Annotated in this window: 19 protein-coding genes; 6 read left to right on the forward strand and 13 right to left on the reverse strand. The window is 71.4% G+C overall.

Annotation, left to right across the window (positions count from 1 at the left end; translation table 11 throughout):
- Positions 1–4: 4 nt before the first annotated feature.
- Both ACQP2Y_RS36585 and ACQP2Y_RS36590 read left to right on the forward strand, forming a co-directional pair.
- A complete protein-coding gene (locus ACQP2Y_RS36585) occupies positions 5–760 on the forward strand; it encodes a hypothetical protein (RefSeq protein WP_433720731.1) in 756 nt (251 codons plus the stop codon).
- Positions 761–777: 17 nt separating this feature from the next.
- Positions 778–1284, forward strand: a complete 507-nt coding sequence (locus ACQP2Y_RS36590) for a mycothiol transferase (RefSeq protein ID WP_433720732.1) — start codon at positions 778–780, stop codon at positions 1282–1284.
- A 52-nt stretch (positions 1285–1336) separates the two neighbouring features.
- Here the strand turns inward: ACQP2Y_RS36590 and ACQP2Y_RS36595 are convergent, their stop codons facing one another.
- The 7 genes from ACQP2Y_RS36595 to ACQP2Y_RS36625 all read right to left on the reverse strand — a co-directional run bounded on the left by ACQP2Y_RS36595 (position 1337) and on the right by ACQP2Y_RS36625 (position 10346).
- Positions 1337–4486 (reverse strand): MXAN_6230/SCO0854 family RING domain-containing protein, encoded by a 3150-nt coding sequence (locus ACQP2Y_RS36595; RefSeq protein WP_433720733.1) that lies wholly within the window; start codon positions 4484–4486, stop codon positions 1337–1339.
- Positions 4487–4635: 149 nt separating this feature from the next.
- A complete protein-coding gene (locus ACQP2Y_RS36600) occupies positions 4636–6081 on the reverse strand; it encodes an ATP-binding protein (protein WP_433720734.1) in 1446 nt (481 codons plus the stop codon).
- Positions 6082–7740, reverse strand: a complete 1659-nt coding sequence (locus tag ACQP2Y_RS36605) for an FAD-dependent oxidoreductase (protein ID WP_433720735.1) — start codon at positions 7738–7740, stop codon at positions 6082–6084. It lies immediately after the preceding gene.
- 10 nt (positions 7741–7750) lie between these two features.
- Positions 7751–8044, reverse strand: coding sequence for a UBP-type zinc finger domain-containing protein (locus tag ACQP2Y_RS36610; protein ID WP_433720736.1), 294 nt, complete (start codon positions 8042–8044; stop codon positions 7751–7753).
- Positions 8041–9204 (reverse strand): NAD(+)/NADH kinase, encoded by a 1164-nt coding sequence (locus ACQP2Y_RS36615; RefSeq protein WP_433720737.1) that lies wholly within the window; start codon positions 9202–9204, stop codon positions 8041–8043. The genes ACQP2Y_RS36610 and ACQP2Y_RS36615 overlap by 4 nt, the downstream gene beginning before the upstream one ends.
- Positions 9205–9300: 96 nt before the next feature.
- On the reverse strand, positions 9301–10035 hold the full coding sequence (locus ACQP2Y_RS36620) for a class I SAM-dependent methyltransferase (RefSeq protein ID WP_433720739.1): 735 nt from the start codon (positions 10033–10035) through the stop codon (positions 9301–9303).
- Positions 10036–10142: 107 nt separating this feature from the next.
- Positions 10143–10346 carry a cold-shock protein gene (locus ACQP2Y_RS36625; protein WP_023561244.1) on the reverse strand — a complete coding sequence of 68 codons (204 nt, stop codon included), beginning with the start codon at positions 10344–10346 and terminating at the stop codon, positions 10143–10145.
- A 319-nt stretch (positions 10347–10665) separates the two neighbouring features.
- Between ACQP2Y_RS36625 and ACQP2Y_RS36630 the strand changes: the two genes are divergently transcribed.
- The 3 genes from ACQP2Y_RS36630 (at position 10666) to ACQP2Y_RS36640 (ending at position 15504) form a co-directional block, all read left to right on the forward strand.
- On the forward strand, positions 10666–12213 hold the full coding sequence (locus ACQP2Y_RS36630) for a ricin-type beta-trefoil lectin domain protein (protein WP_433720740.1): 1548 nt from the start codon (positions 10666–10668) through the stop codon (positions 12211–12213).
- Between the two features lie 170 nt (positions 12214–12383).
- Positions 12384–14012 (forward strand): beta-1,3-glucanase family protein, encoded by a 1629-nt coding sequence (locus ACQP2Y_RS36635; protein ID WP_433720741.1) that lies wholly within the window; start codon positions 12384–12386, stop codon positions 14010–14012.
- 208 nt (positions 14013–14220) lie between these two features.
- Positions 14221–15504, forward strand: coding sequence for a multidrug effflux MFS transporter (locus tag ACQP2Y_RS36640; protein ID WP_433720742.1), 1284 nt, complete (start codon positions 14221–14223; stop codon positions 15502–15504).
- 82 nt (positions 15505–15586) lie between these two features.
- On the opposite strand, the gene ACQP2Y_RS36645 is transcribed toward ACQP2Y_RS36640, so the two are convergent.
- The 4 genes from ACQP2Y_RS36645 to ACQP2Y_RS36660 form a co-directional block, all read right to left on the reverse strand.
- Entirely contained in the window at positions 15587–16117 is a 531-nt protein-coding gene (locus tag ACQP2Y_RS36645; protein WP_433720743.1) for a hypothetical protein, read from the reverse strand.
- Positions 16110–16664 (reverse strand): hypothetical protein, encoded by a 555-nt coding sequence (locus ACQP2Y_RS36650; protein WP_433720744.1) that lies wholly within the window; start codon positions 16662–16664, stop codon positions 16110–16112. Before ACQP2Y_RS36650 ends, ACQP2Y_RS36645 begins: the two co-directional genes overlap by 8 nt.
- An 80-nt stretch (positions 16665–16744) precedes the next feature.
- The gene (locus tag ACQP2Y_RS36655) at positions 16745–17323 is read right to left on the reverse strand and encodes a hypothetical protein (RefSeq protein WP_433720745.1); all 579 of its coding nucleotides are present in this window, start codon (positions 17321–17323) and stop codon (positions 16745–16747) included.
- Positions 17320–21882 (reverse strand): hypothetical protein, encoded by a 4563-nt coding sequence (locus tag ACQP2Y_RS36660; protein ID WP_433720746.1) that lies wholly within the window; start codon positions 21880–21882, stop codon positions 17320–17322. Before ACQP2Y_RS36660 ends, ACQP2Y_RS36655 begins: the two co-directional genes overlap by 4 nt.
- 217 nt (positions 21883–22099) lie before the next feature.
- Here ACQP2Y_RS36660 and ACQP2Y_RS36665 point away from each other — a divergent pair, with 217 nt between their 5' ends.
- A complete protein-coding gene (locus ACQP2Y_RS36665) occupies positions 22100–22906 on the forward strand; it encodes a PrsW family intramembrane metalloprotease (RefSeq protein WP_433720747.1) in 807 nt (268 codons plus the stop codon).
- Here ACQP2Y_RS36665 and ACQP2Y_RS36670 read toward each other — a convergent pair.
- Together ACQP2Y_RS36670 and ACQP2Y_RS36675 are read right to left on the reverse strand one after the other, a co-directional pair.
- A complete protein-coding gene (locus ACQP2Y_RS36670) occupies positions 22903–23790 on the reverse strand; it encodes a siderophore-interacting protein (protein ID WP_433720748.1) in 888 nt (295 codons plus the stop codon). The genes ACQP2Y_RS36665 and ACQP2Y_RS36670 overlap by 4 nt on opposite strands.
- Positions 23791–23855: 65 nt before the next feature.
- Positions 23856–24857, reverse strand: a complete 1002-nt coding sequence (locus ACQP2Y_RS36675) for a hypothetical protein (RefSeq protein WP_433720749.1) — start codon at positions 24855–24857, stop codon at positions 23856–23858.
- Between the last annotated feature and the right edge of the window lie 67 nt (positions 24858–24924).

Consider the following 24924-nt stretch of genomic DNA (forward strand, 5'->3'; position numbering starts at 1 on the left):
GGACATGAGCGAGCACGCACCGGACCGCATCTGGTCCGGCATCGAGATCACCAAAGTCATCGCGGGCACACTCGCGGCAGTCACCGCGGCAGTGATCGGCTCCTTCCTGGGAGTCGCCGGCACCCTCGCCGGTGCTGCGGTCGCCAGTGTCGTCGGCTCGATCGGGACGGAGATCTACCAGAGGTCCTTGAACAGGGGCGCCAAGCGTCTCAGCACGATCGCGCCCACGTTCGTCAAGGCACCCGCCGCGGTGGGCACCCCTGAGGTCGCCGCGGCGACCGAGGAGGACCTGCCCTCGCACACGGTCCCGGAGCCGGCCCGCAAGCGGCAGGTCCGTTGGGGACGGGCGGCGATGCTCGCCGGCGCGGTGTTCGTGCTCGCCATGGGTGCGATCTGGATGTCCGAGAAGGCCTTCGGGGAGCCCCTGTCCACCAAGGTCGGCGTCACCGACACCACCGGCACCAGCTTGGGCAACGCCGTCGGCAACAACTCGTCGAACAACCGGCCCGCACCGGGCCCGTCGGTCGCGCCGAGCGAGCAGCCGGCGACGGATGCGACCGGTGACCCGGAGCCCACGGCGACGACAGAGCCGACCGCGACCCCGACGGACACCACGACGGAGCCGACCACGGCCCCGACGACCGGGCCGGCGGACACCGGCACGGAGCCGACCACCCCGGACGGCACCGGCGAGCAGGACCAGCAGCAACAGCAACAGCCGAACCAGGACGTCGCCCCGGACCAGGGCGCGACCGAGTAGCACCGCGGAGGGCGTCAGTGCACAGCAGAGATCTGCTCATCGAGGCCTTCGACCGGCTTCCCGAGCTCGTACGGTCGGCCGTCGACGGGCTGAGCCCCGAGCAGTTGCGGACGCCCCCGGCCGAGGGGGCCAACACGGTCGCCTGGCTGGTCTGGCACCTCACCCGGATCCAGGACGGCTACCTCGCCGAACTGACCGGCCAGGACCAGATCTGGGTGACGGGCGACCGGGCCCCGCGCTTCGGCCTGAAGCCGGACCCGGACGACAACGGCTACGCGCACACGGCAGCCCAGGTCCTGGCCGTCCGGCCGGAGAGCGCCGCGGTGCTGGTGGAGTACTACCAGGCGGTGCACGAACGCACGCAGTCCTACCTCGCCGGCCTCACGGACGGCGACCTGGACCGGGTGGTGGACGAGTCCTGGGATCCGCCGGTGACGCTGGGCGTGCGCCTGGTGAGCATCCTGAACGACGACACCCAGCACGTGGGCCAGGCGGCCTACGTGCACGGGCTGCTCGAGAACTGACGAACGCCGGCCGTCGGCGCTCCCGCAACTGCGGGGGCGCCGACGGCTTCGTCTACTGGGGAGCGGCGAGCTGACCCATCGCCTCGGGGGCGTGCAGCTGCGTCCAAGGCTCGGCCGGCCGGCCGGTGACCGTGAGGGCCACAGAGCCCGCGGCGACCCGGACCGGGACGAGCCGATCCAGCGCCTCCCCGTCGGTGGTCGCGGCCAGCACGGTACGACCCTCCACCCCATCCACCGCGGCCAGCGCTCCGGTGCCCGCCGCGGCGGCAGCACGAACCGCCGCGACGGTGGGCGCAACCTCGGTGCAGGTCCCGTCCGCGTGGGCGACGAGCACCCGGTCCGCCCGGCCGGCCGCCTGCCACGCGAGGAGATCGAGCAGGGTCGCCCGGTTGCCGCCGGCGAAGTGCTCCCACTGGTCCGCGGCGGCCCGCGCCAGCTGATCGCCGTGCCGGCCGACGCTGTGGCCGTAGCCGCGCCCCGGCAGGCTGAGATCGGTCCACAGCAGCTGCCGGTCGACGAGGTCGAGCACCATCGGCAGCAGCATCCGCGCATCCCCACGGAGGTCGAACCGCTGCTCGACCCGGGCGGCATCGAACTGCGCGCCACCGTCGAGCGGCAGCATCAGCCCGGCGAAAGCCTCGGTGAGCAGCTCGAACGGCACAGCGTTGTAGCTGAGCACCACCGGAACCGCGTAGCGCACCCCCCGGTCGGTGAGCGGCGACAGCCGCAGATCGAGGAACTCGGTGGCCCCCAGCGGAGCAGGCGCCGAGGTGAGATCACCGGAATGCACGGCGGCATCGTCGGCGAACCGCAGCTCCGTGTAGTCGCAGTGCCCCAGCCGCCGCCAGTCGGCGTCGAAGAACGCACAGGACAGGTCGAGGTCGACCCGGGACTCTTCGGTGTCCTCCCAGTGCAGGAACAACCGCAGCACCGAGGCGCCGGGCAGCGCGCGGATGCTGCCGCGCGGCCAGCCCGCGAACTGGGCCGAGGCGGCCCGCTCCCGCATCGGCGCGGGAACCCGCGCCAGGGCGGCGTCGATCACCGCCACGTCGAAACGATCGAGGGACGCGGCCCGGCGGGCCAGCTCATCATCGACGACGGTACGCACGGCGGCGATCGCTGCGGCGGGCAGAGGCTCGCGGCGCTCGGGCTCCGTCCACGTGGTGACGGTGCTGCCCCGCGGGAAGAAGACGCGCCGCGGCATCCCCGGCCCGGGCCGCCCACCGACAACCCCGGCGGCACCGCCCCCAGGCGAGTCCCCGGCTTCCGGCGCTGCGAAGGCCGCATCCGAACCGGCGTCCCCGCCAGACTCATTACCCGCCTCGGGCGCCGTGCCGGGGCCGAAGCCCGCGCCAGACGCCGCGCCACCGTCAACGGCCGCGCCACCATCGGTTGCCGCGCTGCTCTCGGTGGCCGCGCTGCTCTCGGTGGCCGCGCTGCTGTCGGGGGCGGCGCCACCGTCGGGGACCGGCGCGGCGTCGCCGGGCCGGCGCGCGGCACCCGCGTCCGGGCGTCGTCCGCCGTCCGCGGCGGATCGGCCGATGACAGCTCCGAGAGCAGCCTGAAGCGCCCGCCCCAAGCCGTTCCCCGCCGCCTCGGCCGAGGCTGCGGTCGGAGCGGCGGCCGTGGCGGTCGTGTAGGCCGCACCGCGAGCACGCACCACACCCGCAGCCCGGGCCGCAGCCACCGCCGCCAGCTGCTCCGGGGTCGCCGCCACCGTCTCGTCCCGCCCGTGCAGCTCGGCGGCCGCCGCAGCCAGCACACCCGGCGAAACCCGCCCCGCGCTGTCCCGCAGCACGTCCGTCAGCGCCCCGTGCCCATCCGGCCCGGACGCCCGCAGCAGCTGATCCACCCGCCGCCACAGCTCACCCGGACGTTCGCTGAGCAGCCGCGCCGCCCGGCCGACGTCACCCTCGGCGAACGCCTGCTCCACCAGCGCCGCATGGGAGCGGACGCGGACGGTGACCGTACCGTCGTCATGCTCGGTCAGGACCAGGCGGCGCGGGTCCGCAGCGCAAGCAGCCACGATGGCCGCGCCGAGCGCGGAATCCCGCGCCGTCCGCGTCTCGCGCAGCGCCGCGAACGCCACCGCCGCGCCCGGGTGGGCCGCCACCCGCTCGTACGGGTGCAGCCGCTCCCCGAGCCGCTTCCACACCGCAGCATGCCGCCGCAGATCCTCGGCCGCCGCCCCCGCCCCGCACGCGTCCAGGTGCGCGAGCACCACCCGTCGCAGCGCCCGCGGCAGGGCCCGAACCCGGGTGACCGGCACAGGCGTGGCCGGCTCGTCCACCGGCCGCCAGGCCTCTCCCGGCGCGGACGGCCCGTCGGCCCGCGCGGGCAGGATCAGTCCCGGGTCTCCCCCGGAGTACGCCCACAGCGTCCGCCCCGCATCGGTGGCCGTCTGCCAGCGCCGCCGCACCTCGGCCGGCACAGCCGGGTACGCCTCGGTGAGCGCGCTCGCGTGCAGCGCCCACGCCAGGACCAGGGCCAGCGTCTCCCGCGCGGGCACCGTCTCGGGCAGCCAGTCGAGCTCCGTCGGGGCAGTGGCGACCAGCACCGCGAGGTCAGCCCGATCCGCCTCACCCAGCGCCGCGGGCCGGGCCACGAGTTCGTCGCGCAGCGTTGTCGCAGCGCCGGCCGGGTCCGTTTCGAGGCGCAGCAGCCGTACCTGGATCGGGGGTCCGGCCGGACGGCGCCCGCGCGGCGCGACCATCGGCAGGTAGGGCGTGCCGGCCGCGGGCCGGCGGCCGCAGATCGGGCACGCGCTGAACTGCTCGGGCGAGAAGCAGGCCCGGCACACCGGGTGCCCGCACGGGTCCAGCGGCTCGCCGCCCTGGTCGCGGCCGCAGAGCACGCAGGGCGCGCCGGGCACGGCGAGCAGGTGGGTCAGCAGCCGGCGGACGAAGACCGCGTCGGTGTCACGCGGGGTGTCCGGGAACGAGCGGTACAGCGGGATCATGGTGCGGTCGGCGCCGACCATCTCCTCCACCGTGGCCAGCAGCCAATCCGCCCACTGCACCCGCAGCGGGTGCGGCAGGCGCGCGGCGGCGGACCGCAGCTCGTGATGCAGCAGCCAGCCCCGCTCGGCGAGGTCGGCCTCCAGGGCGCGGGCCCAGGCCGCGCCGTCGGTCGTGGCGGGCCCGGCCGCGGAGACCGCGACCTTGGCGGTACGGCGCAGCAGTACGACTGCGAGTGAATCCATGGTCCGACCCTCCCCCGGGACATGCGGAAGCGGTGGGCGGAGAGTCGCGACGCTAGATTGCGATTAAGAGTCGTGGAGAAGGAAGCACCGCGGGGAGCCGCCCACCGCTGGGCCTGATCATAGGGAGCCGGAGCTCGCGGCTCATCTCATTAACGGGACGCCTGCTCGGCCAACGGCAGGCTGACCAGGAACTTGGTGTCACCAGGCTGCGACTGCAGGACGATGTCGCCGCCGTGCCCGTTGACCACGATCCGGTACGAGATGTCCAGGCCCAGCCCGGTGCCCTCGCCGACCGCCTTCGTGGTGAAGAACGGCTCGAAGACCCGCTTGCGCAGCTCCTCGGGCACGCCCGGCCCGGTGTCGCCGATCGACACGACGACGTGGTCGTCCTCGCGGTACGTGCGGATGGTCAGCGTGCCGGCGCCGTGCATGGCCTGCACCGCGTTGTCGATGATGTTGGTCCAGACCTGGTTGAGCTCGGCCGGGTGCGCGGGCACCTGGGGCAGGCTGCGGTCGTAGTCCTTGACCACCTTGACGCCGTCGCCGATCTTGTGGCCGAGCATGACCAGGGTGCTGTCCAGCCCGGTGTGCACGTCGATCCACTGGTGCGCGGCCCGGTCCAGCTGGGAGTACTGCTTGGCCGAGGCCACCAGGGAGGAGACCCGGCCGGTCGCGTCCTCGATGTCGCTCATCAGCTGCTCGGTCTCCAGCGCGTACCCGATCCAGTGGATCGCCTGGTCGAGCAGGCCCGGCTCGACGACCTTGGCCTTGATCAGCTCGAGGCACTCGATGTCGAGGCCGCCCTGGGCGAAGACCGGTGCCAGGTCCCAGCCGCCGGTGACGTTGTGCTCCTCCATCCAGTCGCCGAGCTCGTCCTCCCGGTCGGCGGCCTGCATGGCGGTCAGCGTGGGGGCCTTCGCGGCCCGCTCGATGACGTCCTCCTGGAGCTCCACCAGCGCGTCCAGCCGCTCCGGGGCGACCTTGCCGGCGGCGAGCATGCCCAGCTTGTGCCGCATGCCGGCGACCCGCTGACGCAGCGCGCCGGTGGCCCGGGACGCCGCTGCGGCGGGATTGTTCAGCTCGTGCATCAGGCCCGCGGAGAGCGCGCCGAGGGCGACCAGCCGCTGCCGTTCGGAGATCGCCGCCTGGGTGCTGCGCATGCCCAGGGTGAGGCCTTCGAGCAGGTGGATGGCCATCGGGAACCACTCGCGCATCATCCAGCCGAAGTCCGCGGCGGTGAGCACGAAGAAGTCGGAGTCGTCGAGCGCCCGCATGGAGGCCATGTACTTGCGCTCGAGACCTTCGTCACGGATGTACGCCTGGGTGGCCCCCATGTACACGCCGCGCTGCTCCGTACGGATGGTCTGCACGTCGTCCTGCCCGACCCGGCGGGTCAGCGCGACCGTGCCGCTGAGCAGGACGAAGAAGTGACCGGCGGGCGTGCCCTCCTCGATCACCAGGTCCCCGGCGGCCACGTGCTGGACCCAGCCGTGGTCGGCGATCCAGCCCAGCTGCCCGTCCGTCAGCTTCTCGAACAGGAACAAGGTCCTCAACTCGGCAGGTGTGAGCCTGCCGCTCTCACTGGGCGCGGACATCTACTGTGCCTCCAGGTAACGATGGACCAGCGTGACGGCCATCGCGCCCTCGCCGACCGCCGAGGCCACCCGTTTCACCGAGTTGGCCCGGACGTCGCCGGCGGCGAAGATGCCGGGAACACTGCACTCCAGGTAGAACGGATCCCGGTCCCGATCCCATCCCGCCGGACGGGTGCCATTTGTGAGCAGATCCGGGCCCGTGTAGACGAAGCCCTTCTCGTCGCGGGCGACGGCGCCGCCGAGCCAGTCCGTGCGCGGCTCGGCGCCGATGAAGACGAACAGGTAGCCGCACTCGACGCTGGTCACCGTGTTGTTCTTGCTGTCACAGATGGTGATCGCCTGCAGGTGCCCGTTGCCCTGGGCGCCGACCACCTCGCACCGGGTCCGGACGTGCACGTTCTCGATCTTGTTGAGCTGTTGGATCAGGTAGTACGACATCGACGCCTCGAGGGAGTCGCCGCGCACGAGCAGGGTGACGCTGCGGGCGTACCGGGCGAAGAAGAGCGCCGCCTGACCGGCGGAATTCGCCCCGCCGATGATGTAGACGTCGCTGCCCGCGCAGGACGGCCCCTCGGTGGCCGCGGAGCCGTAGTAGACGCCGGAGCCGGTCAGCTCGGCGACGCCCTCGGCGACCAGCGGCCGGTACGCGACGCCGGTGGCCAGCACGATCGAGTGCGCGGAGATCTCCCCGCCGTCGGCGAAGTGCAGCGTGCGGGCCGAGCCGTCGGTGCGCAGCCCGACCACCTCGCGGGTGTTGAGCACCTCGGCCTCGAACTTGCCGGCCTGCCGGCGGGCCCGGTCGGTGAGCTGCGCGCCGGAGATGCCGTCGGGGAAGCCGAGGTAGTTCTCGATGCGGGAGCTCTGCCCCGCCTGCCCGCCGACCGCCTGCCGCTCCACCAGCAGCGTCTTGAGACCCTCGGAGGCGCCGTAGACGGCCGCACCGAGCCCGGCCGGCCCGCCGCCCACGATGATCAGGTCGTAGAAGTCACGCTCCGGCGCCGTCGACAGCCCGACCGCCTCGGCCACCTCCGAGTTGCTCGGCTGCGCCATCGCCCGGCCGTCCGCGGTCACCACCAGCGGGATCGACTCGGGGCCGACCCCGGCGGCCTCCAGCAGGCGGCGGCCCTCCGGGTCGTCCGCGGCGAGCCACTTGTACGGCACCAGGTTGCGCGCCAGGAAGTCCCGGATCTGGTATGACGGCTCACTCCACCGGTGCCCGACCACCCGGATGTCCTCGACCTCGCGGTCCCCGGTGGCCTGCCAGGCGTCCAGCAGCGCGTCGAGGACCGGGTAGAGCTTCTCCTCCGGCGGGTCCCAGGGCTTGAGCAGGTAGTGGTCGACGTCGACCACGTTGATCGCCTGGATCGCGGCGTCGGTGTCCGCGTACGCGGTCAGCAGGGCGCGCCGGGCGTTCGGGAACAGGTCCATCGCCTGCTCGAGGAACTCGATGCCGTTCATCTGCGGCATCCGGTAGTCGGCCAGGATCACGGCCACCCGGCCGCCGCGGAGCTTGATCTCCTTGAGCGCCTCGAGGGCCTCGGCGGCGGAGGCGGCGCGGATGATCCGGTACGCCTCGCCGTAGCGGCGGCGCAGGTCCCGGGCGATCGCCCGGGACACCGAGGCATCGTCGTCGACGGTCAGGATGGCGGGGTGGCCCATGCGTCAGTCCTCAGGGATGCGTGAACGAGGGGGCGTCCGCGACCTCGAAGGCCACGTTGTCCTGGTAGCACCACATCCAGTTCTCCCCCGGCTCGTACGACTGCACGATCGGTTCACCGGTGGCGTGGAAGTGGGCGGTGGCGTGCTTGCCGGGCGACGAGTCGCAGCAGCCGACGTGCCCGCAGGTCATGCAGACCCGCAGGTGCACCCAGCGGCCGCCCTCGGCGAGGCACTCCACGCAGCCGTCGCCGGACGGCTTGACGTCCTGGACCTGGTCGAGGTGGGTACAGACAGGCTTGTTCATCCGGGGTTTCCTCTCGCGACGAGCAGATCGTTGTACTCGGGGTGCCGTTCCACGTAACCGGCGACGAAGGGGCAGGTCACCACGACCGGCGTGGACCGGCCACGGGCGTCCTCCAGCGCGGCCGAGGCCAGCCGGCCGGCCAGCCCACGGCCCTCGAAGGCCTGGTCGATCTCGGTGTGCGCGAGCTCGACCTGCCCGCTGTGGCGGCGGTAGTGCAGGACCCCGGCCAGCTCCCCGCCGAGCAGGATCTCGTAGCGGGACTGCTCGAAGCTGTCCACGACCGTCGCATCGGTGACGTCACCGGAGCCGACCTGGGCGCTGCCCTCGACCCGCAGCTTGCGCCGGGCCCGCTCGTAGAACGAGGTCTGGCCGAAGCGGATGACCTGGGCGGCGCCGGGCACCGGGATGATGGCGAGCCGCTGGCCGGCCTCGGCGTAGCCCTGGATGATGCCGTCGACCTCGATGGCCAGCCGGCCGCTGGTCGCCAGCACGTCCAGCTCGAGCTGCTCGTCGGGGGAGAGCACCAGCGAGCGGTTGAACGAGGAATGCGCGGCGGCCGCGGAGACCAGCAGGCCCTCGACGTTGGGCGAGACGATCGGGCCGCCCGCCGAGAAGCTGTACGCGGTCGAGCCGGTCGGTGTGGCGACGATCACGGCGTCGGCCGCGTACCGGACGAAGCTGCTGCCCTCGACGTTGATGCCGACGTGGGCCAGGCCGTAGCCGGGCACCCGGACCAGCGCGATGTCGTTGAAGGCGGAGACTTCCTCGCCGCCGGGCAGCACCGTGCGCACGGCCGTACGGGGCTCGATGGTGAACCGGTGCTCGTCGATCGAGGACAGGGCGCCCGGCAGGTCCGGCAGATCGACCTCGGCGAGGAAGCCCAGCCGGCCCACGTTGACCCCGAGGACGGGCGTCTTGCGCCCCTCGACCAGGCGCATCGTGCGCAGCATGGTGCCGTCGCCACCCAGGCTGACCAGCAGTCCGGCGCGCTCGACCATCTCCTCGGCGTCGACCGCGACGGCGTCGCAGTCGATCCGGTTGATCTCGTCGTGCAGGCCGAGCACGGTGACGTCCCGCGACGTGGCCCAGCTGACGATGGCGTCGATGGCGGCACCGCAGTCCCGCCGCGGGTGCAGGACGAGCCCGACCACCTTGATCATGCCCACGACTTGTACCCCACGATCATCCAGCAACCCCCGGTCGCACGCGTGTCAGCGTTCAGCCTTGCACGTCCGACCGGGAAACCGCGAGGACCGTCAGCTGGTGAGTGCCACAGCCACCGGGGTGAGCACGCTCGTGCGGTCGCGCTGGCCGTCCTCGCCGGAGACCAGGGGGGCCGACTCGTAGGTGGTGAGGGTGCGCAGCAGCCCGGGCGGCGCGTAGCCGCGGCCGGGGTCGCCGAGCAGCACGGTCGCGCCCCGCTGCATCGCGCGGCCGATGAAGGGCAGCATCTTGGCCGCGACCTCGGCGGTGTAGAGGCAGTCCCCGGCGAGGATCACCTCGAAGTCGTCACCGTCACCGTCGGTCAGGTCGTCGGCCACGGTGGCGAGCTGCACGCCGTTGGCGTTGGCGTTCGCCTGGATCGCGGCGATGGCGTAGCCGTCCGTGTCGTTGGCGGTCACCTCGGCGGCACCGGCGATCGCGGCGGCGATGGCGACCAGGCCGGAGCCGGACGCGAGGTCGAGGACGCGGCGGCCGGCGACGACCTCCGGGTTGTCCAGGACGTACCGGGCCAGGGCCTGACCGCCCGGCCACGGGGTGGCCCAGTACGGCGCGGGCAGCGGGCCGCCGTCCTCGGCCTCGAGCCGGGCCCAGAGCAGCACGGAGTCCTCGGCGAGGAAGAGGTGGACCTCCGGAACCATCGGCACAGGGCCCATCTTCAGGGCGTCCTGCTGCACCGTGCGCGGCGGGAATGAGGCGTTACGCAGCAGTCGCCGCTGCAGGGCGCTGTGGGTCGCGGCCGCGTAAGGGGCTCCGGAGTAGGTCTTCACAGATCTCGTTTCATAGCAATAGTGGAGCCGGGGAGTCGAGCCGGGGGGAACGACCGAGGGCCGCGCCAGCCGCGGTAACGCGGCTGGCACGGCCCTCGTGACGTACGTCAGATGGGACGGATGTTCGCCGCCTGCAGGCCCTTCTGGCCCTGCTCGATGTCGAACTCGACCCGCTGGTTCTCCTCGAGGGTGCGGTACCCGTCAGAGGCGATGGCGGAGAAGTGGGCGAACACGTCCGGCGCACCGCCGTCCTGGGTGATGAAGCCGAAGCCCTTGTCCGCGTTGAACCACTTCACTGTGCCGACAGCCATGCTGAACCCTTTCGAAACCACAGGGAGCCCGCACCTCGCGAACTCCGTCGCCGCCCGTAGAGGATCAGGAAACCGGACTCATACGACAAAAGCCCAGTGGGTTCGGATACCCACCAGGCTCTGGCAAATATGAGAAATCGGAACGGCAACTCGACAAAGCTAGCACGTTCCGGCGCCAGGCGCCGTGGCGCGACGCGATGACATCGATGGACAACGATCATCGATGTTTCTTGACACTTCGTTAACAAATCGACAGACTCCGATTCAGAGAGCGCTCTCCGTTCCCCGGAGTTCCCCCAGCTCAGCGGAAGGATCCCCCATGTCCCGTGCTGTCCGTTCCCTGGGCGTCGCCACCGCGGCGCTCACCGTTCTCGGCCTGCTACCGGCCACGAGCTATGCCGCCGACACACCCGCGCCGGCCGCACCCACCGCGGCCGCCACATTCGACATGGCCCCCGGCATGGTCGCCGCCATGCGCCGCGATCTGCGGCTGACCGATGACCAGATCGCGGCCCGGCTCGCCACCGAGGCCGGCGCCCCGGTGGTCGAGAAGCAGCTGCGCACCCGGCTCGGCGCGAGCTTCGGCGGCGCCTGGATCCCCGCGGGCGGTTCCCGGCTGACCGTGGCGGTCACCGACCCTGCGGCCGCGGACGCGGTCCGCGCGGCCGGCGCGACCCCGAAGGTCGTCGCCCACAGCGATGCCGACCTGACCGCCTCCCGCCGCAAGCTCGACAAGAACGCGGCAAAGATCAAGAACACGGTGGTACGCGGCTGGTACGTCGACGTCGCGGCCAACAAGGTCGTGGTGACCGCGGCCCCGGGCAAGGCGGCTGCCGCCCGCGCCTTCGCCGAGAGCAGCGGAGCCGGGGCGGTCACCGTCGTCGAGTCGGCCGAGGCCCCCAAGCCGATGTACGACATCCGCGGCGGCGACCAGTACGTGATCAACGGCAACACGCTGTGCTCCGTGGGCTTCTCGGTCGCGGGCGGTTTCGTCACCGCCGGGCACTGCGGCGGCGTGAACAGCCCGACCCTGGGCAACAACAACGTCGCGCAGGGCACCTTCGCCGGCTCCTCCTTCCCCGGCAACGACTACGCGTGGGTCCGGACCAACGGCAACTGGACCCCGCAGCCGTGGGTCAACAACTACGCCGGCGGCAACGTGCTGGTGGCCGGCTCGCAGGACGCCGCGATCGGCAGCTCGGTCTGCCGCTCGGGCCGCACCACCGGCTGGCGCTGCGGCACGATCCTGGGCCGCAACGAGACCATCGTCTACTCCCAGGGCGCCGTGTCCGGTCTGTCCCGCAGCAACGCCTGCGCCGAGCCGGGCGACTCCGGCGGCTCGTGGATCTCCGGCAACCAGGCCCAGGGCGTGACCTCCGGCGGCAGCGGTAACTGCTCGTCCGGCGGCACCATGTGGTTCCAGCCGGTCAACGAGATCCTCGGCGTCTACGGCCTGTCGCTCACCACGAGCGGCGGCGGCAGCGGGGGCAACTCGCTGATCAGCAACCTGAACAGCAAGTGCATCGACGTGCCGAACGCCAACTTCGCCGACGGCGTGGGGCTGCAGATGTGGACCTGCAACAACACCGCGGCGCAGAAGTGGAACTTCGTCAACGGCACGCTGCAGACCTCCAACAACAAGTGCATGGACGTCGCCTGGGGCTCGACGGCCAACGGGGCGGTGATCCAGATCGTCACCTGCAGCGGCAACCCGGCGCAGCAGTTCGTCCTGTCGGCGGCCGGCGACCTGGTCAACCCGCAGGCCAACAAGTGCATCGACATCGACGCCTGGAACGCCAACGACGGCGCCCGGCTCATCCTCTGGGACTGCACCGGCGGCGCGAACCAGAAGTGGCGTCGCGCATAGCGAATAACTGTTATCGCCCGTCGATCGCGCTGTCCGCGATCGGCGGGCGACTCTTTGTGTGCGGCTTCCGTTAGAAAAACTTTAATGACGTTCTTAATTAACGGATCCGCAGTTAGGAGTCCTAATAATTAGGCGCATCCCCGCACATCCCCCTCCGGAGGCAGTCCCCCATGCGCCGCAAACGAACACTCATCCTCTCCGTGGCCGCCGTGCTCGCGGCCGCGGGGACGACCTGGATCGCCCTGCCGGCGTCCGCCGCCGCGGCGACCGCGGCCTTCACCAAGACGTCCGACTGGGGCTCCGGCTGGCAGGGTGACGTCACCATCACGAACGGCGGCTCGTCGGCGATGACCTCCTGGAAGGTCGAGTTCGACCTGCCCGCCGGCGCCACGATCGGCAGCTTCTGGGACGCCGAGATGGTCGCCGCCGGCAGCCACCGGGCCTTCACCAACCGGGCCTGGAACGGCACCGTCGCGGCCGGCGCCAAGGTCTCCTTCGGCATGGTCGGCGCGGGCGGCACGCCGCTGAACTGCCTGCTCAACGGCCAGCCCTGCGGCGGCGGCCCGACCGCCCCCACGGCCGCGCCGACCACGAGAAACCCCACCGTGGCGCCCACCACGCGGCCGCCGACGACCGCACCCACGACCCGGCCGCCGACCACGGCGCCCACCACGGCCCCGACCGGCAACCCGGCACCGCCGCCGGCCTCGAACCTGCTGCCGGTCACGGTCACCAACAACACCGGCCGCTCCGACGCGGTGTACCTCTACCTGCTCGGCGTCAACCTGAGCACCGGCAAGCTCGGCTACGTCAACGGCGCCGGCGCCTTCACCAACTGGACCGGCGGCCAGCCCACCCCGGTGCCGGCCCCCGACGTGTCGATCCCCGGACCGGCCAACGGCGCCAGCACCACCATCAAGATGCCGAAGAACCTCTCCGGCCGGCTCTACATGTCCTTCGGCAGGAAGCTCGACTTCCGGCTCAGCACCGACGGCCTGGTCCAGCCCGCGCCGTGGGCCGGCGCCGACCCCAACAAGGACATCCTGTTCGACTGGAGCGAGTTCACGCTCAACGACTCCGGCCTGTGGCTCAACAGCTCACAGGTGGACATGTTCGCCGTGCCGCACATCGTCTCGGTGCAGGGCGGCAACGGGGTGACCAGCAAGACCGGCGAGCTCAAGGCCGGCGGGCGGCAGCGGGTCATCGACCGGATCAAGGCTCAGCCGGGCTTCGAGAAGACCGTCTACACCCGGGCCGACGGGACCGTGCTGCGGGTGCTCGCCCCGGGCAAGGCGGCTGACGGCGGACAGTTCAGTGCGACGTACCTGGACCCGTACATCACGTCGGCGTGGAACGCGTACGCCGGCCGGACGCTGACCGTGGTGCCGTTCGGCGACCGCCCGGACACCAAGTTCCTCGGCCGCACCTCCGGCAACGTCATGAACTTCACCGACACCACCGGCCGGACGGTGGCCTCCTTCACCAAGCCCTCGACGGCCAACGTGTGGGGCTGCGACGGGGCCCTGGGCGCGCCGAACGACCAGGTCGTCGGGCCGATCGCCCGGACGCTGTGCGCGGCGCTGCACCGCAGCACGCTCGGCACGCTGGACACCCAGCCCGGCGGGACCGCGGCGGACTTCTACAAGGGCACGCTGACCAACCACTACTCGCGGATCATCCACGAGCAGATGGTGGACGGTAAGGCGTACGGCTTCGCCTTCGACGACGTGCAGAACCAGGAGTCGCTGGTGCACGCCGGCGACCCGCGGCAGGCCGGCATCGTGCTGACGCCGTTCTGATCCTCCGATAGTCGGCACCGGGCCCGGCGCGTCAACCGAATTACCATTCTTCGGTAGCCGCGCCGGGCCTTTCCCACAATTTCTTTTTGACTGTGACGGGCGGCACCAAATTGCTGCCCGGGGAATCCCCGCCGGAGGCCCGAACTTGTCATACCTGTGTCGGACGCTGGACAGCGACCGACCGGACGACGAGATGGGATCCACTTTCATGACCCAGGCGCCCGAACGCCTCGCAGCACCGCCGACGGCGCAGACGCCCGGGGAGCTCATGTCCCCGCGCGAGCGGCTGCAGCTCGTGCTGGTGCTCGGCTTCCTCATCGCCCTCGGCCCGCTCACCATCGACATGTATCTGCCGTCGCTGCCGACGATCACCGACGACCTGCAGACCACCACCGCCGCGGTCCAGCTGACCCTCACCGGCACCCTGGCCGGCCTGGCCCTGGGCCAGCTGCTGATCGGCCCGGTCTCCGACGCCGTCGGGCGCCGCGCGCCGCTGCTGGCCGGCGTCGCCGTGCACATCCTGGCCTCGGTCCTCTGCGTCATCGCGCCCAACCTGGCGCTGCTCGGCACGCTGCGGGTCCTGCAGGGCCTGGGCGCCGCGGCGGCCGCGGTCGTCGCCATGGCGATCGTGCGTGACCTGTTCACCGGTCTCGCCGCCGCCAAGCTGCTCTCCCGCCTGATGCTGGTCATGGGCGCCGCGCCGATCCTGGCCCCGACGCTGGGCGGCATCACCCTGAACTGGACGTCCTGGCGGGGCGTCTTCGTGGTGCTGGCCCTGTTCGGCATCGCGATGCTCACGGTGACCGCGCTGGCGCTGCCCGAGACGCTGCCCGCCGAGCGACGCCGCAACGGCGGCGTGGTGGGCACCCTGCGTGACTACGGCCGGCTCTTCGGCGACCGGGCCTACCTGGGGCTGATCCTGGTGGCCGGGCTCGCGATGGCGGCGCTGTTCGCGTACGTCTCCGGCTCCTCGTTCGTCTTCCAGGAGCAGTACGGCCTGAACGAGCAGGAGTTCGGCTACGTCTTCGGCGCGGGCGCGGTCGGCCTGATCACCGCCACCCAGCTCAACGTCCGGCTGCTGCGCCGCTGGACCCCGTCGCAGATCCTGATCAGCTCCCTGGCCGGCGGCGCGATCGCCGGCCTGGTCCTGCTGCTCTTCGCGGCCACCGGCTTCGGCGGCCTGCCCGGCGTGCTGGTCCCGCTGTGGCTGGTCCTGGCCGCAGCCGGCCTGGCCCTGCCCAACGCCCCGGCGCTGGCCCTGTCCCGCCACGGCGAGGCCGCGGGCACGGCGGCGGCCCTGCTCGGCGCGGTCCAGTTCGGCGTGGGTGCCCTGGCTGCCCCGCTGGTCGGCGTCCTCGGCACCGGCGCGGTCGGCATGGCCCTGGTGATCGCCGGCGGCATGCTCGCCGCGAACGTGGTGCTGCTGCTGGTGGTCCGCCCATGGCAGCTCCCGGTCGAGGACCCGAACCCGGCGGTCGCCACCGCCCACTGACCGTCCCACCACCAAGCTCGACGACGGGAGCCATCGGAGCAGCCCAGCTCCGATGGCTCCCGTGTCGCTGGACCTGCCCGCCTCAGCCGAAGTCGGTGCCCCAGGCGCTCTCGCCACCGGGCTCGATGGCATAGGCCTCGGCGACCCGGCGGTCGAAAACGGCAACGAGGTTGCTGGGCCGATACTCGACCGCGCCGTCCTCGGTCTCGCCGAGCGCGACCGTCAGGCTGTGCCCGGTGTCGGTCTCCAGCCGGACCGACCACAGCAGCTTGCTGCCGTCCTCGGCCTCAGCCGTGGCTGTGCCCACACCCGTGACGGTCGCGCCGATCAGCACGCGCCAGGGCCGGCTGTGGGAAACGTCGACCAGTCGACCTACCCGGGCAGCCGGGCTGGCGGCGGGATCACCGACAACGCTGAGATATTCGTAGTAGCCGTCGATCCGCCAGGCCAGCGCAAGCTCACCCGCCGTGATCGAGACCACGATGCCGTGATCGACGTCCACGACCCCGGCGAGCTCGCCGCCGGACAGTGCATCGTCGGCGCGCCAGAGCCCGATCCGCTCGATGCGGCCGCCGACCAGATCTCGCAGAGCTTGCTCCTCCGAGTCACTCATCCGTGACGCCGATGCCGTCCGCCAGAGAAATCACCACTGGGTGCCGGCCCAACTGCTCGACGGTCACTGCCTCTTCGGACCACCGCAGGTCCTCGATGAGATCGGTGTCGGCCCTCCATCGCTCGGAGCCGTCATTGTTGAAGCAGCGCATTCCCGATTCGTGGACAACCGCGAGCACGTCCAGCTTTCGCGAGACGAAGAATTCCATGAACGGCGACTCGAAATTGCTTTCCGTCACCCGGCCGGAACGCAGGTCCACGGCATAAGCGGCCAGGTCCGCACCAATCCAGACCGCGCCCGCCCACGTGCGCCCCAACAGGGTCGGCGCACTGGACGGCCGAGCGCCTTGCAGGCCGAGGCTGATGGCGCTCCCGGAGCCCGCCAGCCCGTCAACCCGCACAGTGAAGAAGGAACCGTCGGCGGAAGCCGGACTGCCCAGCATCGTCATGCCCGCCGGCCCCGAGACTTCCGCATCAGTGGCGTCCGCCCACTCACGAACAGTCGCCGTGGCGTCGCCGAGACAGATGATCAAGAGGGTGACCTCCACGTCGGGCGGGCGCCCAGCGTACCGATCACCGAGCCGGTGGACGCGGGACCGCGCGGCGACAGCGCGGTCCCGCGTCCGGTTCAGGAACGTTTCACGTTCTGCACGTCGATCCGGTGGTCCGCCTGCGCCGCCATCGGCTGGCGCACCTCCACCGTCACGTTGTACTCGCCGATCATCGGTACCTGGGACACCGCCTGGTACGTGCCCGGCGACCCGGACACCTCCGCCATCACGATCGGCCCCTGCCGGTGCGACAGCGGCATCGCCACCATGTCGGTGTACGCGACGACCTGGCCCTTGGTGATCGGGCTGTACGAGCCCGGCGCGCTGACCCGGGCGTCGATCCGGATCTGCAGGTCACCGAGGTGCTCGGCCGCCACGTCGATGGAGGCCTGCGGCTGCTTGCCGTTTCCCGCCGCGGCAGCGTGTGATGCGGCCGGCGCCGCTGCCGGAGGAGCCGCCTGCGGACGGGTCACCAGGAAGCCGACCACGCCGAGGGCCAGCGCCACCGTCATGCCCACGCAGATGCCCAGCAGCAGTCCCTGCCGGAACGGCGAGGGCACACCCGGCCGCCGAGACGGGCCCCGGGGGGCCCGGGCGCGCTTCGATGCGCGCTCGGGCCGTCCCAGCATCTCGTCGGAGAGACGAAACTTGCTCACCGTGGCCCCTCCGCTGCCTTGGCCGTCGATATCGGATGGTCGGGCAGGGCGATCAGCCCGGTCCGGGTCGTGGCGTGCACCCGGAACAGACCCCACTGCCCGCCGGTCAGGTGCCGGGCCAGGGTGTTGGAGCGGTAGAGGTAGTCACCCGCCGCGGCCCGGCGGCCACCGGCACCGCCCAGCACAGCCGGGTCGAGCACGACGTCGTAGCCGACGCCCGGGTTGAACTGGCCCTGACTCGCCGCGACCTGGGACTGCGGGTCGTTGGGCGAGCGCCGCCACACGTGGTCGTACAGGGTGAAGCTGGTCGATCGGGGTTTGCCGACCGCCTGCGCCACCCGGAAGACCGTCTTGTCCCCCGCGTACGCCTCGAACAGCGGGGTGGACGGGTCACCGTGCACCGCCGAGCTCAGGATGTTGGTGATGTTCTGATCGTTGGCATAGCGGTGCGCCCACGCCTCGTTGCGGTAGTTCACCGCCACCTCGCCCTGGTCCTCCGGGTCGTCGGCCTCCCGGCTCGGGGTCTTGACCAGGTCGAAGTTGTCCGGCACGGGCTGGTCGTCGGCGGGGTTGGCGTTGGTGTCCTTGCGGAACAACGCCAGGTCGCTGTTGAGCAGCACGATGTTCTCCCGGAAGTCGGCCTGGCCGGGGTTGCTGATCACCGCGCTGGTGCCGCTGGTCAGCGGCTGGCCGTTGGCCGGGTTGAGGTACGTCGACCCGGCCGGTTCGATCACGAGTGCACCGAACAGCCCGTGCTGGAGGTGGCTCTGCACGTCGGCCCGGTCCTGCAGCAGGGCCATCCCGGTCATGTTGGCCGGCGCCTTCCACCGGTACACCAGAGTGCCGCCCGGGGCGACGGTGGTGTCCGGGTTGCCGCCGATGTTCGAGCCCGCCGACCACTTGTCATGTTCCAGGAACTGCGGCCGGATCGACGCCCGGGCGCTGACCGGGAACGGCTGGAAGCCCGGCACGTTGTGCTCGTTGCGCGGCGGCTGGTCGATGCAGGCCGGGTACGCCACGACGCCCGTCTTGAAGCCGAGCTGCCCCGGCTCGGTGGCCTCGTGGCAACCGGGTGTCATCTTGGCCGGATCGAGCTGGTTCTTGAAGGTGACGTTGAGGCAGTCGCCCGCGTTGGCCCGGATCACCAGGGGTTCCGGTTTCTTGGTGCCGTTGGCCAGCGCCGGCAGGTCCGCCTCGAGCGCGTACATCAGCCCGCGGGGATCGTGGTCGCCGGCGTTGTTGTAGGTGATGTCCTTGTTGATCGCGACGACGGTGAAGTTCTTGACCGTGTCCGCGGTGCCGCACGGGTCGGACATCATCGTGGCCTGCGCCGCTGTGTCGGTCTTGCTCTTCGCGGGCGCGGCGAACTGCGGGCACGGGACCTGGTTGTCCGGCAGTTCATTGATCGGCGCGTCGGCTCCCTTGGGCGGATTCTTGCAGCCGTACGAGCGCAACAGCCCCCACGCGCCGAGGAAGAAGTCGTCGGTGCCGCTGTAGTTGTAGAGATAGTCGTGATAGTTGAGCGTCGCGTTCTCGGAGACCTGGTCGTCGAGCGGCACCGTCGCCTCGAAGTACTCGAGCATGCCTATGTGCTGGGCCTGGACGACATTCGACTGTGGATCCTTGGGTTCGAACTTCCATCTGAAGCGGTCCAGGTTGAAGCCGTGCGACTCCTCCTGGGACAACTGGAACAGGTTGAACTTCACCTTGTCGCCGGTGAAGGCCTGGAGTAATGGCGTGAACGGATCGCCGTGCACCCCGGAGTCGAACAGGTTCGCCGGATCGCTGTTTCTTCGGCCCTCGAACGGTTCGAGCCGGTAGTTGACGCCCATCACGCCTGCGTCGTCGGTGCTGGACGGGAACTTGGCCGGGAAGATCGGCACGCCGTTCGGGGTGATCACCCGGTCGTCGTTGGCGGTCGCGGCGCTGGCCGGTTGGAACATCGGCACGTGGTCCTCGACGAACAACGAGAAGCTGCGGTAGTCCACGCCGTCGGAGACCGTGCCGTTGTAGTCGGTCGCCGTGGTGCAGACCATGTCGAAGACGGTGCCGACGGTCTTGGGCGGTGACGGCGCACAGCCGGCCGGATGGATCGTCGACCCGCCGAACAGCCCGTTGTCCTGGTGCACGTTCGGGAAGAAGTGGTCGTGGAACGAGTTCGTCGCCGTGTTCTCGTGCACGAAGTTGCGATAGGTGATCGTCTGGTTGATGTCGGCGCCCTGGTCGTAGTTCCAGCCGTTCGCCGCGCCGTCGGAGGACAGCACGTCGAACTGCACCATGTGCTGGTGGATGCCGACCTCGTTGGTCTCCTGCGCCCGGTCGAAGACGTTGCCGCCGAACTGCCGGGGTAGCTCATTGGTCAGCTTGTAGACCACGCAGTCACCGACGTTGAGGATCGGGGCGAACGGTTCCGGTTTTCGCCCGCCCAGCACTGCCTGTTTCTCCGACTGCAGGACGTACACCCGCGATTGTGGATTGACCCACTGCAGGTCCGGGCTGTACTGCTGGCTGATCTCGATGGCCGCGACGTCGTACGTCTTCACCGGCCGCCCGGCCGGGCAGGGATTCTGGAAGAAGCCGCCGGCCACCTGCGCGCCGGGATCGGCGGAGGCCTTCTCGGCCGCGGTCGGCGGGAAGACCCCGGCCGTGCCGCGCTCGGGCACGCCCAGCGGCGGCTTCGGCGCCTTGAAACCGAACTTGCCCGGTACGAAGAGCGGGAAGCCCGGTGTGGTGGGGTTCGGTGACAACGGCGGATTCGTACCGGCCACGGCAGGCTGGTAGTCGAAGTCGGCCAGCGGTTCCAGCCGCGGGATCGGCGTGCCGTCCGGGTTCACCCGGGTGCCGTCCTCGCGTTTGTCCAGGGTCCGGTTGAGACCCCACATGCCGGTCGCGAAGTGTGGATACAGGTGGCAGTGGAAGATGATGTCGCCGAAGGTGGCGGCCTTGTCCTTGTGCGCCGAGCCGGCCCCGCCCTGCACCACCAGGCTGTAGTGGCTGCCCGGGGACACGGCCTGCACGTCCAGCACGTTGGTGACCTTGGTCAGGTGGGTGGACTTGCTGATCTCGTCGACCCCGCCCTCGTCCTTGGGGTCGAACATCCACCGGTTGACGTGCCAGTGGAAGGTGTGGGTCTCGAACTCCGCCGGGTGCAGCAGACGGACCTGGGCCGGTTCCCCGCGGTAGTTGGCGAAGACCAGGTCACCGCCGCCGGGATCGCCGTACGCCCACGACGACAGCGACGTCTCCTCACCGATGCACCGCTCGGCGTCGAAGCCCTGCCCCGCACGGCCGGCCGCCGAGCAGCCCACCTCCTCGCGGTTGAAGCCCGGCTCGGAGCGGTAGTTGAACCCGAACCACTCCAGCTTGACCGGGATCTCGCCCTGGACCAGCGCGTCGGCGTCGCCGCCACCGAGGTCCGGTAGCGTGCCCGCGGTCAGCTTGGCCAGCTCGGCCGAGGTGGGCTGACGGCACTCGTTGCCACCCTGCTCGTCGCCGGAGTCGGTACGGCAGAAGCGGGTCAGCACCCCCGGCTCGGCCTCCACCTCGTCGTGCATGAACAGCACGTTCTCCCGGAAGTCCTTGTTGTTGGGCAGCTTGATGACCGCCCGGGTGCCCGACGGCAGCGCGCCACCGGTGCGCCCGTCGACCCAGGTGGCCCCGGCCGGCTCGACCAGGATCGCGCCGAAGGCCCCGAACGAGTGCGAGCCGATGAAACGGACCTTGCCGTTGCTGTCCACCGGCCGGGTCTGCTGCGAGGACAGGTCGGCACCGTCCTTGAACTGGAACTCGCCCTCGGTCTGGGCGTACAGCCGGTAGGTGAGGGCCGCGCCCGGCGCCGCCGTGGAGTCGGGGTTGTTGCCGACGACCGAGCCGTCGGAGCCCTTGACGTCGTAGTCGAGGCCGTCGAAGTGCATCGAGGCGTTCGGCGCGGTGGCCGGGTCGAAGTCGTTGTCCGGCACGGTGCCCGCCGGGGCGAACTCGCGCGGCGTCGGCGTCACCGTGCCGGCGGCGCGCAACGTCTCACCGGGCAGCGTGAAGATCGCCGAGTTGCGGACCTGCTGGTTGACCGCGGGCGCCGGCTCGTTCAGCCGGTTGGTGAAGCGCACCTCCACGCACTCGCCCTGGTTGACCCGCAGGGTGAGCGGTTCGATCAGGTCGTTCTCGTTGGCCTTGGCCGGGTTGGCCGCGTCCTTGAAGCCGGCCCGCACCTTGGCGATGTTCTCGTCGAGGACGTACATCCGGCCCTCGGGGACGACGTCGCCGAAGCGGTTGAGGAACAGCGGCAGGTTGATCAGCGAGACGTTGAAGGTCCGGGCGGTCTGCCCCGCGACGCAGGGGTTTCCCGGTGACGTGGCCACCGGCGGGGCCGGTAACTGCGCCGCGGTGGCCTGGCTGACCAGCCACACCGCCCCGCCGGTGACGGAGATCCAGATGCCGGCCCCGATGGCCAGGGCGATCCGGTGCGGCAGTGTGCTTCTTCGCCGGCCCCGCAGGAACAGGACGGGTACGGCGGCGGCGAGCAGGAGCAGTGGAATGAGATCCGGATAGGACGCGGTCACGGTGCCTCCCCCGTGCATCGACCACGGGGGCATGCCGAAAGAGGCCGGGCTGACTGCCTCGGCCGGGTAGCGCGCGATGAATCCCCCGTGGTGCTGCGCTACATCGAAGCCGATGATTGTCGAGCCCATGGTCACTGTCAAGGGCCATTTCAGTACTCTGCGTGATCAACATCGCGGTGTCTGGCGCACCGGCCTCCGGGTACGCGAGGATCGCAGCATGCGTGATCTCTCGCGGCGGTGGGCGTGGCTGGGCGTGCTGGTCATCGGTCTGGTCCTCTACGTCATCGTGCTGCGCACCCTGGTACGGACCCAGAACCCCAACTTCATCCCGTCCCTGCTGCTGCTCGGCGCGACCGTGGTGCCGCTCGCCTTCCTGACCTTCGCGCAGGCCCGTACCGGCCACTGGCAGGTGCCGCCGTCGGCCCTCGTGGTGGCGGCCTTCTTCGGCGGCGTCATCGGCGTCGTCGTGGCCGGCACCCTGGAGTACGACGCCCTGCGCGGGCTGGGCGCGCTGCCGATGGTGTTCGTCGCGCTCATCGAGGAATCCGCCAAGATGATCGTGCCGATCGTGCTGCTGTTCGCGTTGCTGGCCCGGCACGGCCGCCGGTTGCCGTCGGACGGCCTGGTCATCGGGGTGGCGTCCGGCATGGGCTTCGCCGCGCTGGAGACGATGGGCTACGGCTTCACCGCCCTGCTGTCGTCGCAGGGCAACATCGGCACGGTCCAGGAGACGCTGTTCGTCCGCGGCCTCACGGCTCCGGCCGGGCACACCGCCTGGACCGGGCTGACCTGCGGGGCCCTGTGGGCGCTGGTGGCCGGCCCGTCGGCCCGGAAGCTGCTGGCGTTCATCGCCACCTTCGTCGGCGCCGTCGCGATGCACACCGCCTGGGACACCTTCGGCGGCGCCATCGCCTTCGTCATCCTGGCGATCATCAGTCTGGGCTGGCTGTTCCTGGCCCTGCACCGCTACCGGGCCTTCGCGGAGCACAGCACCTGGGCGCCCCGCGAGCCACTCACCATCTAGTTGCGCTGGGCGCGGCCGCGTTTCCAGTAGCCCATGAAGGCGACCGAAGCACGGTCCACGCCCCGCTCGCCGACCAGGTGCCGACGCAGCGCCACCACCGTGCCCGCCTCGCCCGCCAGCCAGGCGTAGAAGGCGCCCGCGGCTTCCTCCGGCACGTCCCAGACCTCGTCCTCGGCGGCATCCACGGCGACGGGCGGCCCGCACGGCGCCGCGACGTCCAGATGGGCTCGGACCACCGGCTCCAGCCGCTGCCCGGCCGCGCGGACCAGCCAAGTGATGGCGGCCGGGCCGCCGATCGGCAGGCAGTCGTCGCGGCTGGGCACCTCCAGGAACGCGGTGGCCGGGCGGTCCAGGCTCTCGAGGATGGCCGCGGCGGCCGGCAGCGCCGTCTCGTCGGCGGCCAGCAGCAGCCGGGTGGCGGTCGCCGGTGGGCGCCAGGCGATGTCCGTGACCGGGTGGCCGTGCGTGGCGCCGATCATCACCACCTTGTCACCGGGCCGGGCCGCCGACGCCCAGCGTGACGCCGGGCCGCTGTCACCGTGCAGCGCGAAGTCCACGTCCACCTCGAGGGCGGCGGGACGGAACGCCCGGACCGTGTACACGCGCAGCGGCGCCCATGAAGCCGGTGGGCCGCACCGCCAGGCGGCCAGCCAGTCCGGGCGGCGGGCGAACTCCTCGTGGTCGGCGTCCGGGGGCAGCAGGAGCAGATTGATGCGCTGGTCGAGCCCGTGCCCGGCGAACTCGGCGAGGGACTCCCCGGTCAGCGTGACCCGCAGGAACGTGGTGCTCAACCGGACCGCCCGGGCCACCCGCAGCGCGAACGGCCGATAGGGCTCGGCGGCGGGGCGCAGGGTGGGAGCGGCGGCGCGCGATGTCGTCGTCAAAAGACCGGTCCGATCGGTACGGGGGGTCACCAGCAAGCTAAGGCTACCCTTACCTCACGACCGGGCTAAGGGTGGTTCCGTCCCGCGAAGAGTGCGCGGGCGCGGGCGACCAGCGCCGGCGAACCACACTCCTGGGCCAGCTCCAGCCCGTCCCGCAGCACCCGGCGGGCCTGCGGCCGGCGGCGCGCCGCGTTGAGCAGGGCGCCGTGGTCGACCAGGGCTGTGGCCAGCTCGAAGCGCCGCGGCGTGCCCCGCAGCACCCGGATCGCCTCCTCGGCGGCGGCCATCCCGGCCGCGCCCGGGCGGACCTGGCCCTGGATCCGCAGCGCCCGGCCCAGCGCCGAGGCGAGCCCGTGCCGCCGGGTCAGGGCGACCTCCTCGGCGACGAGCCGCTCGGCCGCCTCCCGGGCGCCGAGTCCGACGAGGACGGACGCGGCCGCCGAGCGCCACGGCAGCACGCCGGGGTGGTCGGAGCGCCGCACGGCCAGCCGCTCGCCGCACTTGTACAGGTCGGCCAGCCCTTCGCCGGGCCGCTCGGCCGCGGTGTGCAGCTTGCCGCGGACGTAGCGCAGCAGCAGGAACTCGGGGTCGTCGGGCAGGTCGCCGTCCAGCCCGGCCGCGGTCAGCAGGCTGTCGGCCAGCGCGATGTCGCCGAGGTCGAGCAGGACCGCGAGGCGCCGCGACAGCACCAGCGAGCCGGCCGGACCGGCCTGCTCGGTGCCGGAGACCGCGAGCAGCTCCGCGGACGCGTCGGCGTCGCGGGCGGCGTCGGCCAGCCGGCCCAGCCGCCGGGCCACCGAACTGCGCTGTGAGTAGGCCATGGCCAGGCCCGCCGCCGAGCCGTCCCGGCCGGCCACGTCGATGGCGAGGGTGCAGCCGGAGTGGGCCGCCGCGAGGTCGTCCGCGTCGGCCAGCCGGCGCAGGGCATGCAGGTATCGCGGGAGGTCGTCCACGCCGACCGGCGGTGCCAGGGGCACCGGGCGGGTTGCCGGGGGAACGGCGTTGTCACCTGGGGTGATGTCCCGGCCGAGGTCCGCCAACCCCGGCCGTTCGTCACTGACGGTCATGCAAGCGTGTGTACCCTTCCGGGCGTCCGACCCACCATCGATCGGGCTTCGATCCTTCGTGGACCCC

It is taken from the genome of Actinoplanes sp. CA-051413 (genome assembly GCF_050955795.1).
GTDB lineage: Bacteria > Actinomycetota > Actinomycetes > Mycobacteriales > Micromonosporaceae > Actinoplanes.

Coding starts and splice junctions, on each gene's coding strand:
- ACQP2Y_RS36585 (WP_433720731.1), top strand. CDS start 5: ATGAGCGAGCACGCACCGGACCGCATCTGGTCCGGCATCGAGATCACC.
- ACQP2Y_RS36595 (WP_433720733.1), bottom strand. CDS start 4,486: ATGGATTCACTCGCAGTCGTACTGCTGCGCCGTACCGCCAAGGTCGCG.
- ACQP2Y_RS36600 (WP_433720734.1), bottom strand. CDS start 6,081: ATGTCCGCGCCCAGTGAGAGCGGCAGGCTCACACCTGCCGAGTTGAGG.
- ACQP2Y_RS36605 (WP_433720735.1), bottom strand. CDS start 7,740: ATGGGCCACCCCGCCATCCTGACCGTCGACGACGATGCCTCGGTGTCC.
- ACQP2Y_RS36610 (WP_433720736.1), bottom strand. CDS start 8,044: ATGAACAAGCCTGTCTGTACCCACCTCGACCAGGTCCAGGACGTCAAG.
- ACQP2Y_RS36615 (WP_433720737.1), bottom strand. CDS start 9,204: ATGATCAAGGTGGTCGGGCTCGTCCTGCACCCGCGGCGGGACTGCGGT.
- ACQP2Y_RS36625 (WP_023561244.1), bottom strand. CDS start 10,346: ATGGCTGTCGGCACAGTGAAGTGGTTCAACGCGGACAAGGGCTTCGGC.
- ACQP2Y_RS36630 (WP_433720740.1), top strand. CDS start 10,666: ATGTCCCGTGCTGTCCGTTCCCTGGGCGTCGCCACCGCGGCGCTCACC.
- ACQP2Y_RS36635 (WP_433720741.1), top strand. CDS start 12,384: ATGCGCCGCAAACGAACACTCATCCTCTCCGTGGCCGCCGTGCTCGCG.
- ACQP2Y_RS36640 (WP_433720742.1), top strand. CDS start 14,221: ATGACCCAGGCGCCCGAACGCCTCGCAGCACCGCCGACGGCGCAGACG.
- ACQP2Y_RS36645 (WP_433720743.1), bottom strand. CDS start 16,117: ATGAGTGACTCGGAGGAGCAAGCTCTGCGAGATCTGGTCGGCGGCCGC.
- ACQP2Y_RS36665 (WP_433720747.1), top strand. CDS start 22,100: ATGCGTGATCTCTCGCGGCGGTGGGCGTGGCTGGGCGTGCTGGTCATC.
- ACQP2Y_RS36675 (WP_433720749.1), bottom strand. CDS start 24,857: ATGACCGTCAGTGACGAACGGCCGGGGTTGGCGGACCTCGGCCGGGAC.